At 69.6% G+C, this 12,792-nt stretch carries 13 protein-coding genes; 6 read left to right on the top strand and 7 right to left on the bottom strand.

Annotated features, from left to right (window positions below; genetic code table 11):
* Positions 1-94: 94 nt before the first annotated feature.
* A complete protein-coding gene (locus RMP06_RS10875) occupies positions 95-1,111 on the top strand; it encodes a porin (RefSeq protein WP_310461799.1) in 1,017 nt (338 codons plus the stop codon).
* 28 nt (positions 1,112-1,139) lie between these two features.
* Here the strand turns inward: RMP06_RS10875 and RMP06_RS10870 are convergent, their stop codons facing one another.
* From RMP06_RS10870 to lipB, 3 genes are read right to left on the bottom strand one after another with little or no spacing between them, the layout of a single operon-like run.
* A complete protein-coding gene (locus RMP06_RS10870) occupies positions 1,140-2,183 on the bottom strand; it encodes an AraC family transcriptional regulator (RefSeq protein ID WP_310461798.1) in 1,044 nt (347 codons plus the stop codon).
* Between the two features lie 29 nt (positions 2,184-2,212).
* The gene (gene lipA / locus RMP06_RS10865; RefSeq protein WP_310461797.1) at positions 2,213-3,178 is read right to left on the bottom strand and encodes a lipoyl synthase; all 966 of its coding nucleotides are present in this window, start codon (positions 3,176-3,178) and stop codon (positions 2,213-2,215) included.
* Between the two features lie 17 nt (positions 3,179-3,195).
* Complete coding sequence (gene lipB, locus RMP06_RS10860; protein WP_310461796.1) at positions 3,196-3,897, bottom strand: lipoyl(octanoyl) transferase LipB; 702 nt, start codon at positions 3,895-3,897, stop codon at positions 3,196-3,198.
* A gap of 102 nt (positions 3,898-3,999) precedes the next feature.
* Here lipB and RMP06_RS10855 point away from each other — a divergent pair, with 102 nt between their 5' ends.
* The 5 genes from RMP06_RS10855 to RMP06_RS10835 all read left to right on the top strand — a co-directional run bounded on the left by RMP06_RS10855 (position 4,000) and on the right by RMP06_RS10835 (position 8,999).
* Positions 4,000-5,553 (top strand): DUF4331 domain-containing protein, encoded by a 1,554-nt coding sequence (locus RMP06_RS10855; RefSeq protein WP_310461795.1) that lies wholly within the window; start codon positions 4,000-4,002, stop codon positions 5,551-5,553.
* Between the two features lie 46 nt (positions 5,554-5,599).
* Positions 5,600-5,842, top strand: a complete 243-nt coding sequence (locus RMP06_RS10850; protein WP_310461794.1) for a hypothetical protein — start codon at positions 5,600-5,602, stop codon at positions 5,840-5,842.
* Positions 5,839-7,065, top strand: coding sequence for a hypothetical protein (locus tag RMP06_RS10845; protein WP_310461793.1), 1,227 nt, complete (start codon positions 5,839-5,841; stop codon positions 7,063-7,065). The genes RMP06_RS10850 and RMP06_RS10845 overlap by 4 nt, the downstream gene beginning before the upstream one ends.
* Positions 7,066-7,077: 12 nt before the next feature.
* Entirely contained in the window at positions 7,078-8,235 is a 1,158-nt protein-coding gene (locus RMP06_RS10840; protein ID WP_310461792.1) for a HupE/UreJ family protein, read from the top strand.
* A 65-nt stretch (positions 8,236-8,300) separates the two neighbouring features.
* Positions 8,301-8,999, top strand: a complete 699-nt coding sequence (locus tag RMP06_RS10835; protein ID WP_310461791.1) for a tetratricopeptide repeat protein — start codon at positions 8,301-8,303, stop codon at positions 8,997-8,999.
* Here the strand turns inward: RMP06_RS10835 and RMP06_RS10830 are convergent.
* The 4 genes from RMP06_RS10830 to msrP all read right to left on the bottom strand — a co-directional run bounded on the left by RMP06_RS10830 (position 8,906) and on the right by msrP (position 12,754).
* On the bottom strand, positions 8,906-9,493 hold the full coding sequence (locus RMP06_RS10830) for a hypothetical protein (protein ID WP_310461790.1): 588 nt from the start codon (positions 9,491-9,493) through the stop codon (positions 8,906-8,908). The two genes, RMP06_RS10835 and RMP06_RS10830, sit on opposite strands and share 94 nt — an antisense overlap.
* Before the next feature lie 142 nt (positions 9,494-9,635).
* Positions 9,636-10,895: a hypothetical protein gene (locus RMP06_RS10825; protein ID WP_310461789.1), complete on the bottom strand. Its 1,260-nt coding sequence runs from the start codon at positions 10,893-10,895 to the stop codon at positions 9,636-9,638.
* 144 nt (positions 10,896-11,039) lie between these two features.
* Complete coding sequence (locus RMP06_RS10820; RefSeq protein ID WP_310461788.1) at positions 11,040-11,702, bottom strand: protein-methionine-sulfoxide reductase heme-binding subunit MsrQ; 663 nt, start codon at positions 11,700-11,702, stop codon at positions 11,040-11,042.
* A gap of 32 nt (positions 11,703-11,734) precedes the next feature.
* A complete protein-coding gene (gene msrP / locus RMP06_RS10815; protein WP_310461787.1) occupies positions 11,735-12,754 on the bottom strand; it encodes a protein-methionine-sulfoxide reductase catalytic subunit MsrP in 1,020 nt (339 codons plus the stop codon).
* Positions 12,755-12,792: the final 38 nt, after the last annotated feature.

Raw genomic sequence — 12,792 nt, 5'->3', positions numbered from 1 at the left:
AACGGCAAGTCGGCGTCACGGATTGCGCATCGGCGCCGGCCGGTGTTCCGAAGAATGGGCACAACCCCCTTCCGTTCCGATCAGGAGACCCGCCATGACAACCAAGACCTCTCGCGCCCTTCCGCTGGCCGCCTGCCTGCTGTGGGCGCTGACCGGCAGCGCCGCCGCCCAATCGACCGTGACGCTCTATGGCGTCGTGGACACCAATGTCACCTACGGCCACGGCTCGCTGCGCACCGAGAAGGCGGTCGGCACCGGCGGCCTGGCGGGCAGCCGGCTCGGTTTCCGCGGCACCGAAGACCTGGGCGGCGGCCTGCGCGCCAACTTTGCCTTCGAACACGGCTTCAACAGCGACATCGGCACCGCCACTGCGGTCTTCTGGAACCGCCAGAGCCTGATCGGGCTGGCCAGCCCCGCGGGCGAGGTGCAACTGGGCCGCCTCTACACCCCGACCTTCATGGTCCACGCGACCTACGACGCCTTTGGTCCGCAGGGCGTGGCGGCCCAGCAGGTGCTGCTGAGTTCGCTGGAGGTCAGTCAGGCCGCCAACATCCGCGCCAACAACGCGGTGCAGTACCAGACGCCCGCGACGCTGGGCGGGTTCGTGGCGCAGCTGATGACCACCGACAGCGACGGCACGCCCGGCAAGTACACCGGTGCGCGTTTCGGCTACGCAGGCGGCGCGCTGGCAGCCGATGTCGCGTTTGGCAACTACGACAACAACCCGATCGGTGACCTCAAGACCCTCACCGTGGGCGCCCGCTACAAGGTCGGCGCGCTGGCCGTGTTCGGCCTGTACGACCGTGCCCGCAGCGGGCTGGCCTCGCGCACCCAGGGCCTGCAGATGAGCATGTCCTGGACGATGGGCAGCACCGAGCTGAAGGCGTCGGTGGCCCAATCGTCGGTCCAGTCGGCGGCGGGCGCGGACATCGGCACCACGCGGCGCATCGGCGTGGGCGCGGTGCATAACCTGTCGCGCCGCACGGCCCTCTACACCTCGATGGCCCGCGTCACCAACAGCAACGGCGCCTCGACCGCGCTGAACGGCTCGGCGACTGCGGTCAACCAAGGCTCGCACGGCATCGACGTGGGCATCCGCCACGCCTTCTGATCGATCGCCCCGCCCTCACGGGGGCACGTCACAAGGGGGCGCTGGTGTCCTGACGTGCGGCGGCCCGGCTGTGCGACGGGCTGCAGCCGCACTGGCTGGTGTACCAGCGCGAGAACCCGCTCGGCACGGCAAACCCGAGCAGCGCCGCCACCTCGTGCAGCGGCCGGTCGCTCTGCGTGACATGGCGCACCGCCAGCTCCAGGCGCAGGCTGTTGACCAGTTCCGAGAAACTCAAGCCCTGGTCCGCCAGCCGGCGCTGCACCGTGCGGCAGGCCACGCCGAGGTGCGCCGCCACCTGCTCGATGCGGCAGCGCCCGCTCGGCAGCAGCAGCAGCACCGTGCGGCGCACGTCATCGAGCACGGTCGGCGCGGCGGTCGGCAGCGTGCCGCGCAGCAGGCGCTCGGCATAACGCGCCATCTGCGGATCGGCCGAGGGGTTGCGGGCGTCGAGTTCGGCCCGCGAGCAGACGAGTCCGTTGAAGTCCTGGTTGAACTCCACGCACGGCCCGAAGACCCGCAGGTGGACGCCGGGGTCGCGGGGCGCCGCGTGCATGAAACAGACCTGCCGCGGCTGCCAGTGCGGCCCCAGGAACTGCTGCACCATGCGCAGCAGCACCCCAAGGGCCAGCTCCGTCGCTTGCCGAACCGGCCGGGCCGCACCGACGATCATCTCCTCGCGGATCACCACGACGCCACCGCTCTCCTCCATCATCATCGCCAGCGACCCGTTGAGCGCCGCGTGGTAGCGGATCAGCACGGCCATCGACTCCCGCAGCGTCGGCTGGTCACGGATCACCAGGCTGACCGGGCCGAGGTTGGAGAGCTGACGCGACTCGGCCATGCGCAGGCCGAAAGTGTCCGTGCGGCTCAGGGTGGCCGAATGCTCCAGCAACTGCCGCACCCGCTCGGCCGGCACCATCAGGTCCGGCTCGTCCAGCACGCTGGCGCCCAGGCCCGCATCGGCCAGCATGCGCAGCGGGTCGAGCCCCAGGCTGCGGGCGACTTCGGGGTAATGGGTCAGGCTAGCGGCGCGGACCAGGGGGGTCTGGTGTGCTGGCGTGTCAGCGGACATGGGGTTATCCGAAGCAACACCCGGTCGGATCAAACCCCGGCGTGCGCCGCCTGCTGATCCGCGTGATAAGACGAACGCACCATGGCCCCCACCGCCGCGTGCGAGAACCCCATCTTGTACGCCTCGGCCTCGAACATCTTGAACGTGTCCGGATGCACATACCGCCGCACCGGCAGGTGGTGCCCGGACGGCGCGAGGTACTGGCCGATGGTCAGCATGTCGATGTCGTGCGCCCGCATGTCGCGCATGATCTCCAGGATCTCCTCGTCCGTCTCGCCGAGGCCCACCATCACGCCGCTCTTGGTCGGCACGTTCGGGTGCAGCGCCTTGAACTTCTTCAGCAGGTTGAGGCTGAACTGGTAGTCCGACCCCGGCCGCGCTTCCTTGTACAGGCGCTGCGTGGTTTCCAGGTTGTGGTTCATCACGTCCGGCGGCGCGGCCTTGAGAATCTCCAGCGCCCGGTCGTCGCGGCCGCGGAAGTCCGGTACGAGGATCTCGATCTGCGTCTGCGGCGACTGCTCGCGGATCAGGCGGATGCATTCGACGAAGTGCGCCGCGCCACCGTCGCGCAGGTCGTCGCGGTCCACGCTGGTGATGACCACGTACTTCAGCTTCAGCGCGGCGATCGTCTTGGCGAGGTTGGCCGGTTCGTTCACGTCCAGCGGGTCGGGCCGCCCGTGGCCGACATCGCAGAACGGGCAGCGCCGGGTGCATTTGTCGCCCATGATCATGAAGGTCGCCGTGCCCTTGCCGAAGCACTCGCCGATGTTCGGGCAGCTCGCCTCCTCGCAGACCGTGTGCAGCTTGTGCTCGCGCAGGATCTCCTTGATCTCGTAGAAGCGCGTGCTCGGCGAGCTGGCCTTGACGCGGATCCAGTCCGGCTTCTTCAGCGTCTCCGCGGGCACGATCTTGATCGGGATGCGCGAGGTCTTGGCCTGGGATTTCTGCTTGGCGGTGGCGTCGTAGGGGGCGGGGGACTGCGGATCGTGGGACATGCGGGGGGCCTCGGCGGTCAGGGGCAGAGCAGCCGGCCGAGCTGTCCGCCCAGGTGCGCGGCCACCTCGCCGGGGTCGGCGTGGACGCCGAGTGTAGCCAAATCGACCGTCTGCAACCCGGCGTAGCCGCAAGGGTTGATGCGCAGGTAGGGCGACAGGTCCATCGCCACGTTGAGCGCCACGCCGTGGTAGGTGCGGTGGTTGGCGACCTTGATGCCCAGCGCCGAGACCTTGCCCAGCCCGCGGAAGGGGTCGCGCGGATCGGCCGGCCCGCGCAGCGCGCCATGCGCGAACGGATCGTCCAGCCGCACGTAGATGCCCGGCGCACTGGCGACGCGGTGGCCGGTGACGCCGAACCCGGCCAGCGTGCGGATCACGGCTTCCTCGATGCGGTAGACGTATTCCTTGACGTAGATGCCCTGGGGACCGATCCGCTTCAGGTCGATCAGCGGGTAGGCCACGACCTGCCCGGGGCCGTGGTAGGTGACCTGGCCGCCGCGGTTGGTCTGCACGATGGGCACGCCCTCGGGGGCGAAGACGTGTTCCGGCTTGCCGGCGATGCCCTGGGTGTAGACCGGGTCGTGCTCGCAGAGCCAGAGTTCGTCCGGCGTGTCGGGCGTGCGGGCGTCGGTGAAGGCGCGCATCGCGGCGTAGGTCGGCGCGTAGGGCACGTGGCCGAGGACACGCAGCAGCGGCGAGGCGGGGGCGTCGGAAGTCATGTACGAATTTTCACACCTTGTGCCCCTGATGGCTGCATCCGATCGGCGATGGCCCGCGTAAGGAGATCTGCACCCCCACCGATCCACCCCAGGAGCTTCACCATGACCCTCGCCCTCCGCACCGCCCGCCCCCGCCACACCACCCTGGCCATCGCCGCCGCCCTGACGCTGGCCACCGGCCTGAGCCTGGCCTCCAGCCACCGCGAAGCGCCCTTCATCACCACCGCGCCCAAGGTGGACGCGACCGACTTCTACCTGTTCCGCAGCTACGAGACCGGCCGCAGCGACTACGTGACGCTGATCGCCAACTACCAGCCGCTGCAGGACGCCTACGGCGGCCCGAACTACTTCTCGATGGACCCGAACGCGCTGTACGAGATCCATGTGGACAACAACGGCGACGCGGTCGAGGACATCAGCTTCCAGTTCCGCTTCAAGAACACGCTGGCCGGCAACGGCGCGGGCGTGAATCTGCCGGTCGGCGACAAGATGGTCAACATCCCGCTGATCCAGGCCGGCCAGGTGGCCAACGTCAAGGACGCCAGCCTGCAGCTTGCCGAGACCTTCACCGTCGAGGTCAAGCGCGGCGACCGCCGCAAGGGCAGCAGCGGCGCGCTGACCAACGCCTCCAGCGGCAGCGCCACCTTCGACAAGCCGGTGGACAACATCGGCGTGAAGACGATTCCCGACTACGCCGGCTACGCCGCCAAGCACATCAACACGGTCAACATCCCCGGCTGCAGCCAGCCCGGCCGCCTCTTCGTGGGGCAGCGCCAGGATCCGTTCGCGGTCAACCTGGGCACCATCTTCGACCTGGTCAACGCGCCGGTCAGCGTCATCACCAACCCGGCCCTGATCGGCGCCGTCCCGAACCAGCTGGGCGACAAGAACGTCACCACGCTGGCGCTCGAAGTCCACAAGAGCTGCCTGACCGCCGGCAGCGAAACGGTGATCGGCGGCTGGACCACGGCCAGCCTGCGCCAGGCCCGCCTGCTCGACGGCAAGCCCGGCTCCGGCCACCACATGGGCGAGAAGGCCGGTGGCGCGTGGACGCAGGTGTCGCGCCTGGGCATGCCGCTGGTCAACGAGGTGGTGATCGGCCTGAAGGACAAGGACAAGTTCAACGCTTCCAAGCCGAAGGACGACGGTCAGTTCGCCGACTACGTGACGAACCCGACGCTGCCCAAGCTGCTGGAGATCGCGCTGAACATTCCCGGCACCGCGCCGACCAACTACCCGCGCACGGACCTGGTCACCACCTTCCTGACCGGCATCAAGGGCGTGAACCAGCCCGCCAACGTGGTCGCCTCGGAAATGCTGCGCCTGAACACGGCCATCGCGCCGGTGGCGTTTGCGCAGCAGAACCGCCTGGGCATCGTCGGCAACGTGCTGGCTGGCGGCAGCGACAACGCGGGCTACCCGAACGGGCGCCGCCCGAAGGACGACGTGGTCGATATCTCGCTGGTGGCGGTGATGGGCGGGCTGTGCATGGCCAACGGCGACACCAACGCCTTCGGCTTCGGTGCGGCGTGCAAGCCGTCGGCGGTGCCGCTGGGCGCGACGGCGTTCAAGCTGCATGACGCGGTGGACCAGGCCGTGGTCCCGCTGCTGGCCGGTTTCCCCTACCTGAACACGCCGGTCGGCGGCACGAAGTGATCCGGCCCGCCCACAGGACCAACCAGAACCCTCCAGGAGTGATGCCATGAGAACCCTTGCCCTTCTCCCCCTGCTGTTCGCCAGCGCCACGCTGGTGGCCTGCGGCGGCGGCAGCGACGACACCCCGGTGACCGCCACGGCCAACGAGGTGCCCGCCACCGCCATGGTCAGCGTCGCCGCCTTCGCCAGCTACGCCGGCATGCTGGGTGCGAGCGACGGCGCGGAGCCGCTGGACGTGTCCAGCCTGACGCCGCCGACCAGCGACACCGACGAGCCGGTGACGCTGTGAACACGCCGCTCGCCCGCGCCCTCGTGGTGGCCTTGATCGCCACCGGCCTGAGCGGGCCGAGCGGCGCCGCACCGCACACGCCCACCGACGACCAGTCGGTGGTCGCCACCCTGCCCGGCACGACCGCCGCCCGCCGACAGGCGCGGCAACTGGCGCGCCAGGTCCACGCACTGGGCACGTCGCCGGCCGCCCTGCCGGCGGCGCTGCAACAGGCCCGCGCCGCCATCGACCGCTTCCGCCGCGACGGCGATCCGCGCGAGATCGGCGTCGCCCAGGCGGCGCTCGCCCCGTGGTGGACCCAAGCCGCACCACCGCCGGCCGTGCGGCTGCTGCGGGCGTCCATCCGCCAGACACAGCATGACTTCGGCCCTGCGCTGGTCGATCTGGACGCGCTGATCGCATCGCCCCAGACGCCGCTGGCGCTGCAGGCCCAGGCCGAGCTGATCCGCCTGGCGCTGCTGCAGGCGCAGGGCCGGCTGGACGACGCCCGCCTCGGCTGCGAACGGCTGGGCAGCGCCCGCTACGCCGCGCTCGGCGATGGCGTGCGGCTGCCGGCGGCGGTCTGCGCGGCCGAACTCGCCAGCCTGATGGGCGACGAAGGCCGCGGTGCCCGCGCACTCGCTGCACTCGCCGCCCAGGTCACGCCGCAGTCCGACCCCGGCACCGCCGCCTGGCTGGCGCTGGTGCAGGGCGAACTGGCGGAGCGGCGCGGTGATCCTGCGGCACTCGGCCTGTTCGAACGTGCCCTGCAACTGCAGCCCGAGGCCTACACCCGTGCGGCGCTGGCCGACTGGCTGCTCGATCACCAGCGCCACGCCGAGGTGCTGCGCCTGACCGAGGGGCCGCTGGAAGACCTGCCCGACAGCGTGCTGCTGCGCCGCGCCATCGCGCTGAAGCGCCTGGGTGACCCGCGCGCCGCGGCCGCCGCCGACCTGCTCGGCCAGCGCCTGGACGCCACCCGCGCCCGCGGCGACACGACCCACCAGCGCGAGCAGGCGCGTTACCTGCTGGAACTGCGCGGCCAGCCGCAGGCCGCGCTGCCGCTGGCCGTGGCCAACTGGGCCGCGCAGAAGGAGCCGGCAGACGCCCGCCTGCTGCTGGACTGCGCCACCGCCGCCGGCCAGCCACAGGCGGCACACGACGTGCTGCGCCACCTGCGCGTCTACCATCAGCGCGATGCACGGCTGACCGCTGCGCTGGTCCCCCAACCGCCCAAGAACTGAACAGATCCGGCCATGTCCCAACGCCTCCTTGCCTGGCTGCTCGCGCTGACCGCTCTGTCGATCAGTCCGCTCGCCCAGGCCCACAAGCCGAGCGATGCCTACCTGAACCTGCAGGTCGAGGGCACGCAGATCGTGCAGCGGCTGGATGTCCACCTGCGCGACCTCGACCGCGAACTGGTGCTCGACCGCGACGACGACGGCCGCCTGCAATGGGCCGAGGTGCGCACCCGCTGGGACGAACTGCAGCGCTACACCGCCGAGCGTGTGCGCCTGAGTGCCGACGGCCAGCCCTGCCAGGACACCGCCGACGGCACGCCGCAGCTCGACGAGCACACCGACGGCGCCTACGCCGTGCTGCGCCGCCACTGGACCTGCCCGGCCGGCGCGCAGGCGCTGGCCATCGACTACCGCCTCTTCGCCGACAGCGACGCCAGCCACCGCGGCCTGCTGCGCCTCAGCCACGGCAATGCGGCGCCGCAGACTGCCGTGCTGGTGCCTGGCGCCGCAACCGCGGCCCTGCCGCTGAACGCTGGAGCGGCCGGCGCCGGGCCGAGCAGCTTCGCCGGCTTCGTGCTGGAGGGCATCCACCACATCCTGATCGGCACCGACCATGTGCTGTTCCTGCTGGCGCTGCTGCTGCCGGCGGTGCTGGTCACAGGGGTGGCCGGCCGGCGCGAGTCCGCACTGCAGTGGCGCCCGATGCTGGTCGAGGTGCTGAAGATCGTCACCGCGTTCACCGTGGCGCACTCGGTGACGCTGGCGCTGGCGGTGCTGGACATCGTCGATCCGCCGTCGCGCTGGGTCGAGTCGCTGATCGCCGTCTCGGTGGTTTTCACCGCGCTCGACAACCTGCGGCCGATGCTCGCACCGCGCCACCGCTGGCGGCTGACGCTGGTGTTCGGGCTGGTGCATGGCTTCGGATTCGCCGGAGCGCTGAAGGATCTGGGGCTGGGCGGCGGCTCGCTGGCCGCGTCCCTGCTGGGCTTCAACCTCGGGGTGGAGCTGGGGCAGTTGTCGCTGGTGGCGCTGTTCCTGCCGCTGGCCTGGTGGGCACGCAGCACGCGCTTCTACCAGCGCGGCGTGCTGGTCGGCGGTTCATCGGCGGTGGCGCTGATCGCGCTGGCCTGGGTGGTCGAACGGGTGTTCGACGTGACGGTCCTGGGGTCTTGACCGGCCCGGCTGACAGGTCGATCGGGCTGCGCTACCGTCAACGCATCGTCCACGGAGTGCCTCCCATGTCCTTGTCCACACCGGTTTCCCGTCCTGCCCTGCGGCGGGTCACGCTGCTCGGCTGCCTGCTGCTCGCCCTGTCGGGGCCGGCGCTTGCACTGGCGGCCACGCCGGTCCAGCAACAGCAGCTTGAGCGGGCACTGGAGGACCACGAGCAAGGCCGTTTCCTGCAGGCGCGGGCAGCCTTCGAGCGGCTGGCACGGGCCGGCATGCCCGCGGCACACCACAACCTGGCCGTGATGCACCTGAACCACGAACTGCCCGGCGCCCGCATCGCCACGGCACGGCGCCATCTGGAGGCGGCGGCCGCCGCCGGTTTTGTCACCTCGCAGGTGGCGCTGGCCGAGTTCCACGAATCCGGGCGCCATGCGCCGATCGACCTGCCGCGCGCGATGGCCTGGTACCTGCAGGCGGCCGAAGCGGGCAGCGTCGATGCGCAGGTAGCCATCGCCACCGGCCACTACCTCGGCCGAGGCGTGCCGCGGGACGAGGCCCGGGCGCTGCACTGGTACCGGATCGCCGGGCAAGGCGGCGATGTCGGAGCGCAGTACCTGCTCGGCTCGATGTACGAAACCGGCCTGGGCACCGCGCCGGACCTGCGGCTGGCGCGTTACTGGTACGACCTGGCCGCGCAGCAAGGCGACGAGGCCGCCTCGGTCAAGCGCGACGAGGTTTCGCGCAGGCTGGCCGCACCCAGCTTGTAGAACGCCCGAGCCCGCAGCGCGTGGGCGTCGCTCAGATCACCCAGCGTGTCCAGCACCTCGGCGGCCCGCAGCACCACCGAGACGCGCAACCCCAGGTCCTCGGTGCGGGCAGCGCGGCTGGACACATCGAAGGCCAGATCCCGCACCCGTTCGCGTGCCGTGTGGCATTGGCCGGGATGACCGAGCCGCTCCCAGCATTGCGAGAGCCAGCACTGGCGCTCCATCAGCTCGCACAGCAGCGTCAGGCATTCCGGATGCGTGCCACAGGCGTCGAGCGAGCACTGCGTGCGGGTGAGCAACCACTGCGCCCACTCCAGCGATTCGTCGTCATCGGCCTCCGCCATGGCAGTGTCGGCGCCATCCAGCAGCAGCCGGGCCATCTCGCGGTGGTTGCGCTCCTGGCAGGCGCGCTCCAGCCGCCGTGACCAGCCCTCGCTGCGGGAATCGTTGCCCGCGTCTGGTCGGTCGGTGTTGGTGTATTCCCTGGAAAACATGGATCCCCCCGCATTTTGGTTGCACGGTCGGCGCCTGGCCAACCGTCATCGGGACCATGTTAAGAAGGGGGAAAAAGGTGGGGAATCCCTCGCATCAGGGAGGATCCCATGCGCAAAACAGCGTGGTGTGTGATCCGCACGCTCAAAGCTGGCTGTAGGAAAGCGTCGCCAGCGTCAGGCTGACCAGCGTCCAGACCACCGCGCTGCGCATCAGGGCGTCGCGCATGTTCGGACGCTGCGCCCCCCAGCGCACCAGGCGCATCAGCAGCAGCGGCCAGAAGAAGAAGTCGATGTCTTTCAGGTACAGCGCCTGCCCGGTGGCCAGCACGGCAGCGCAGAGCGTGATCTGCGCGGTAGAGAGCCGGTAACCGACCAGCGAGGTCCAGCTCCACGCCACCACCGCCGCCATCAGTGCCGGACTGACAACGGCCACGGGCAGGAGGCCACCCTCCAGCACATCAAGCCGCGAGAAGATGAACCCGCCCCCGGCAAACGGCACCGACACCGCATAGACCGCCGTGAACAGCGGCCACAGCAGGGCGAACCGCGCCAGCAGCACGACAGCGCGGGTGCGCGTGTTGAGCCGGTCCCAGGCGTGCAGGCCGAGCGCCAGCAGCGTGAACGCCATCAGGAAGGCGCGGGTATTGATCTGGGCGGCGCGCTGCAGCGAGGGGGGCGTGAAGCCGTCCCAGACGCGGTACAGCAGATAGAGCATGGCGGAGGTGACCAGCAGCTTGAGCGCCATGTCGGCGTAGCGTTTCAGGCGCAGATCGTCCAGACAGGACGCCGCCACGACGGCAGCACCCGCCTGGTGGACCAGCACCGTCACCGGCAGCAGCCCGATCGAGACCGAGCGGTGCGCCCCCCGGCCGGCCAGCATCGTGGCGCCCAGACCGAGCATCATGAGCAGCGTCGCGAGTGCGTCCGGGTGGCCCCAGAGCGCCGGTCCGAACTGGAAGGGCGAGGCAAAGAACGCCGCCGACAGCAGCGCCGCCCGCGGCCAGGGCGCCCCGATCCGCAACGCGACCTGCAGCAACACCAGCGTGGACAGCAGGTGCATCACCAGACCGACGGCGCGCACGCCCTCGGCCGGCAGATACAGGCTGCCCACCAGCGCGTAGAACGCCGGTCCGTAGGTCGTGTGCATCTCATGCAGGAAACGGTCCCAGGGCAAGGTCTGGAACTGGTGCAGCGCGACCCGGTGGAACTGCTCGAAGGCGAATTGCGCGCCGTGGCTGGGGTTGTACGACACCGCCAGCGCCATCCAGCCGAAGACGATGAACGCCAGGGTCAGCAGGGCGATCAGATCCCAGGGCGGCTGTCCTTCGAGCGCAGCCTCTTCCCCGGGAAAGAAGCCATCACCCGGACCCACCATGCTGTTCACGTCCGCAACGCTTGCCACGCTCGCCTCCTTAACACACTGTTACGTTTGCGTTCATCGTAAGTGGGCAAAAATCACATGTCAACGATTTTGCCAACTTTGTCACGCTCACGGGTGTTTTTGTGCGAACTCAACCCCTCATTCAAGGGAATTCCGGCGAATTCATCACCCTGTTACATGGGGGTGCTGCGAAGTGATGGCGGGCTTCACCGCGCCGGCTGTCCGGAACCGGCGCCATATCCGCACACCTAGCAGCACACCGATGACCACTGCGTAAACCAGCACCTCGCCGTAGCGGTGTTTCGAGGAGCGCATCCAGAAGAAGTGCAGCAGGCCGAGGGCAGCGATGGCGTAGACCAGCCGGTGCAGACGCTGCCAGCGCGCCGCGCCCAGCGCTTTGATGGCGCGGTTGAACGAGGTCGCCGCCAGCGGGATCAGCAGCACGAAGGCAAGGAAGCCCACCAGCGCAAACGGCCGCTTGCCCAGATCCTTGGCGACCGCGGCCGGATCGAACCCCATGTCCAGCCAGGCGTAGGCCAGGAAATGCAGCACGCTGTAGAAGAACACGTACAGGCCCAGCATGCGGCGCCAGCGGGCCAGCGCGTTCAGGCCGGTCCACTGGCGCAGCGGTGTCACGGCCAGCACGACGCACAGGAAGCGCAGCGTCCACGACCCGGTGCCGCGCAAGATGGTTTCAGCGGGATTGGCACCCAGTCCGTTGTGGAAACCACCCCAGATCCAGCCAGCCAGCGGCACCAGGCACAGCAGCCACAGCAAGGGTTTGGCCGCCGGATGCAGCAGCACCCGGTTCAGAGCAGCTCGGTTCATGGCGCGGTCCGGTCAACTATCGGTCAGAAGAGTCAGAAGAACTTGCGCAGGTCCATGCCGGCGTAGAGCGACGCGACCTGCGGACCATAGCCGTTGAACATCGGCGTCGGGCGCTTCTTGGCGAACAGGCCGTCCTCGCCGATGCGGCGCTCGGTGGCCTGGCTCCAGCGCGGGTGATCGACCTCGGGGTTGACGTTGGAGAAGAAGCCGTATTCCTGCTGCGCCGCCTTGTTCCACGCCGTGCCCGGCTGCTTGTCGGTGAAGCGGATCTTGACGATCGACTTCGCGCTCTTGAAGCCGTATTTCCACGGCACCACCAGCCGCACCGGCGCGCCGTTCTGGTTCGGCAGCACCTCGCCGTACATGCCGAACGCGAGCATCGCCAGCGGGTGCATCGCCTCGTCCATGCGCAGCCCTTCGACATACGGCCAGTCGAGCACGCGCGAGCCGACCATCGGCATCTGCTTCGGATCGGCCAGCGTCACGAACTCGACGTACTTGGCGTTGCCGGTCGGCTCCACCTTGCGGATCAGCTCCGCCAGCGAGAAACCGACCCACGGGATCACCATCGACCAGCCCTCGACGCAGCGCAGGCGGTAGAGGCGCTCCTCCATCGGCGCGAGCTTGAGCAGCGACTCCAGATCGAGCACGCCGGGTTTTTTCACCTCGCCCTCGATCGCCACGGTCCACGGACGGGTCTGCAGCTTGCCGGCGTTGCGGGCGGGGTCGGCCTTGTCGGTGCCGAACTCGTAGTAGTTGTTGTAGGTGGAGGCGTCGGCGTAGGCGGTGGGTTTGTCCATCGTCATCGCGCCGGGCACCGCGCTGCGGGCGCCGGGCAGTGCCGCGAGCTTGCCGGGGCGGCCCGCCGGGCTGCTGGCGGCCTGGGCCAGCGCGTCACGGGCGGCCCAGCTGGCAAGCACCGCGCCACCCGTGCCGGCGGCAAGCTGGCGCAGCCACTGGCGGCGGCCTGCGTAGACCTCGCGCGGCGTGATCTCGCTGGGGACAGGGTGGAGAAAACCGTGGTCGGGGTGGCCGTGCGATCGTGCGGACATGGGGGGCTCCTGGGCTTGGGACTCTCCCTCAGTCGCGG

The sequence above is a fragment of the Sphaerotilus sp. genome, assembly GCF_031429695.1.
Taxonomy (GTDB): Bacteria; Pseudomonadota; Gammaproteobacteria; order Burkholderiales; family Burkholderiaceae_C; genus Sphaerotilus.
This window is presented reverse-complemented; position numbering and strand designations above follow the sequence as displayed.

What these genes read in the sequence shown, in the direction of transcription:
- RMP06_RS10870 (WP_310461798.1), bottom strand. Translation starts at nt 2,183, where the DNA reads ATGTCCGCTGACACGCCAGCACACCAGACCCCCCTGGTCCGCGCCGCT.
- lipA (WP_310461797.1), bottom strand. Translation starts at nt 3,178, where the DNA reads ATGTCCCACGATCCGCAGTCCCCCGCCCCCTACGACGCCACCGCCAAG.
- RMP06_RS10835 (WP_310461791.1), top strand. Translation starts at nt 8,301, where the DNA reads ATGTCCTTGTCCACACCGGTTTCCCGTCCTGCCCTGCGGCGGGTCACG.
- RMP06_RS10855 (WP_310461795.1), top strand. Translation starts at nt 4,000, where the DNA reads ATGACCCTCGCCCTCCGCACCGCCCGCCCCCGCCACACCACCCTGGCC.
- RMP06_RS10850 (WP_310461794.1), top strand. Translation starts at nt 5,600, where the DNA reads ATGAGAACCCTTGCCCTTCTCCCCCTGCTGTTCGCCAGCGCCACGCTG.
- RMP06_RS10820 (WP_310461788.1), bottom strand. Translation starts at nt 11,702, where the DNA reads ATGAACCGAGCTGCTCTGAACCGGGTGCTGCTGCATCCGGCGGCCAAA.
- RMP06_RS10830 (WP_310461790.1), bottom strand. Translation starts at nt 9,493, where the DNA reads ATGTTTTCCAGGGAATACACCAACACCGACCGACCAGACGCGGGCAAC.
- msrP (WP_310461787.1), bottom strand. Translation starts at nt 12,754, where the DNA reads ATGTCCGCACGATCGCACGGCCACCCCGACCACGGTTTTCTCCACCCT.
- lipB (WP_310461796.1), bottom strand. Translation starts at nt 3,897, where the DNA reads ATGACTTCCGACGCCCCCGCCTCGCCGCTGCTGCGTGTCCTCGGCCAC.
- RMP06_RS10875 (WP_310461799.1), top strand. Translation starts at nt 95, where the DNA reads ATGACAACCAAGACCTCTCGCGCCCTTCCGCTGGCCGCCTGCCTGCTG.
- RMP06_RS10840 (WP_310461792.1), top strand. Translation starts at nt 7,078, where the DNA reads ATGTCCCAACGCCTCCTTGCCTGGCTGCTCGCGCTGACCGCTCTGTCG.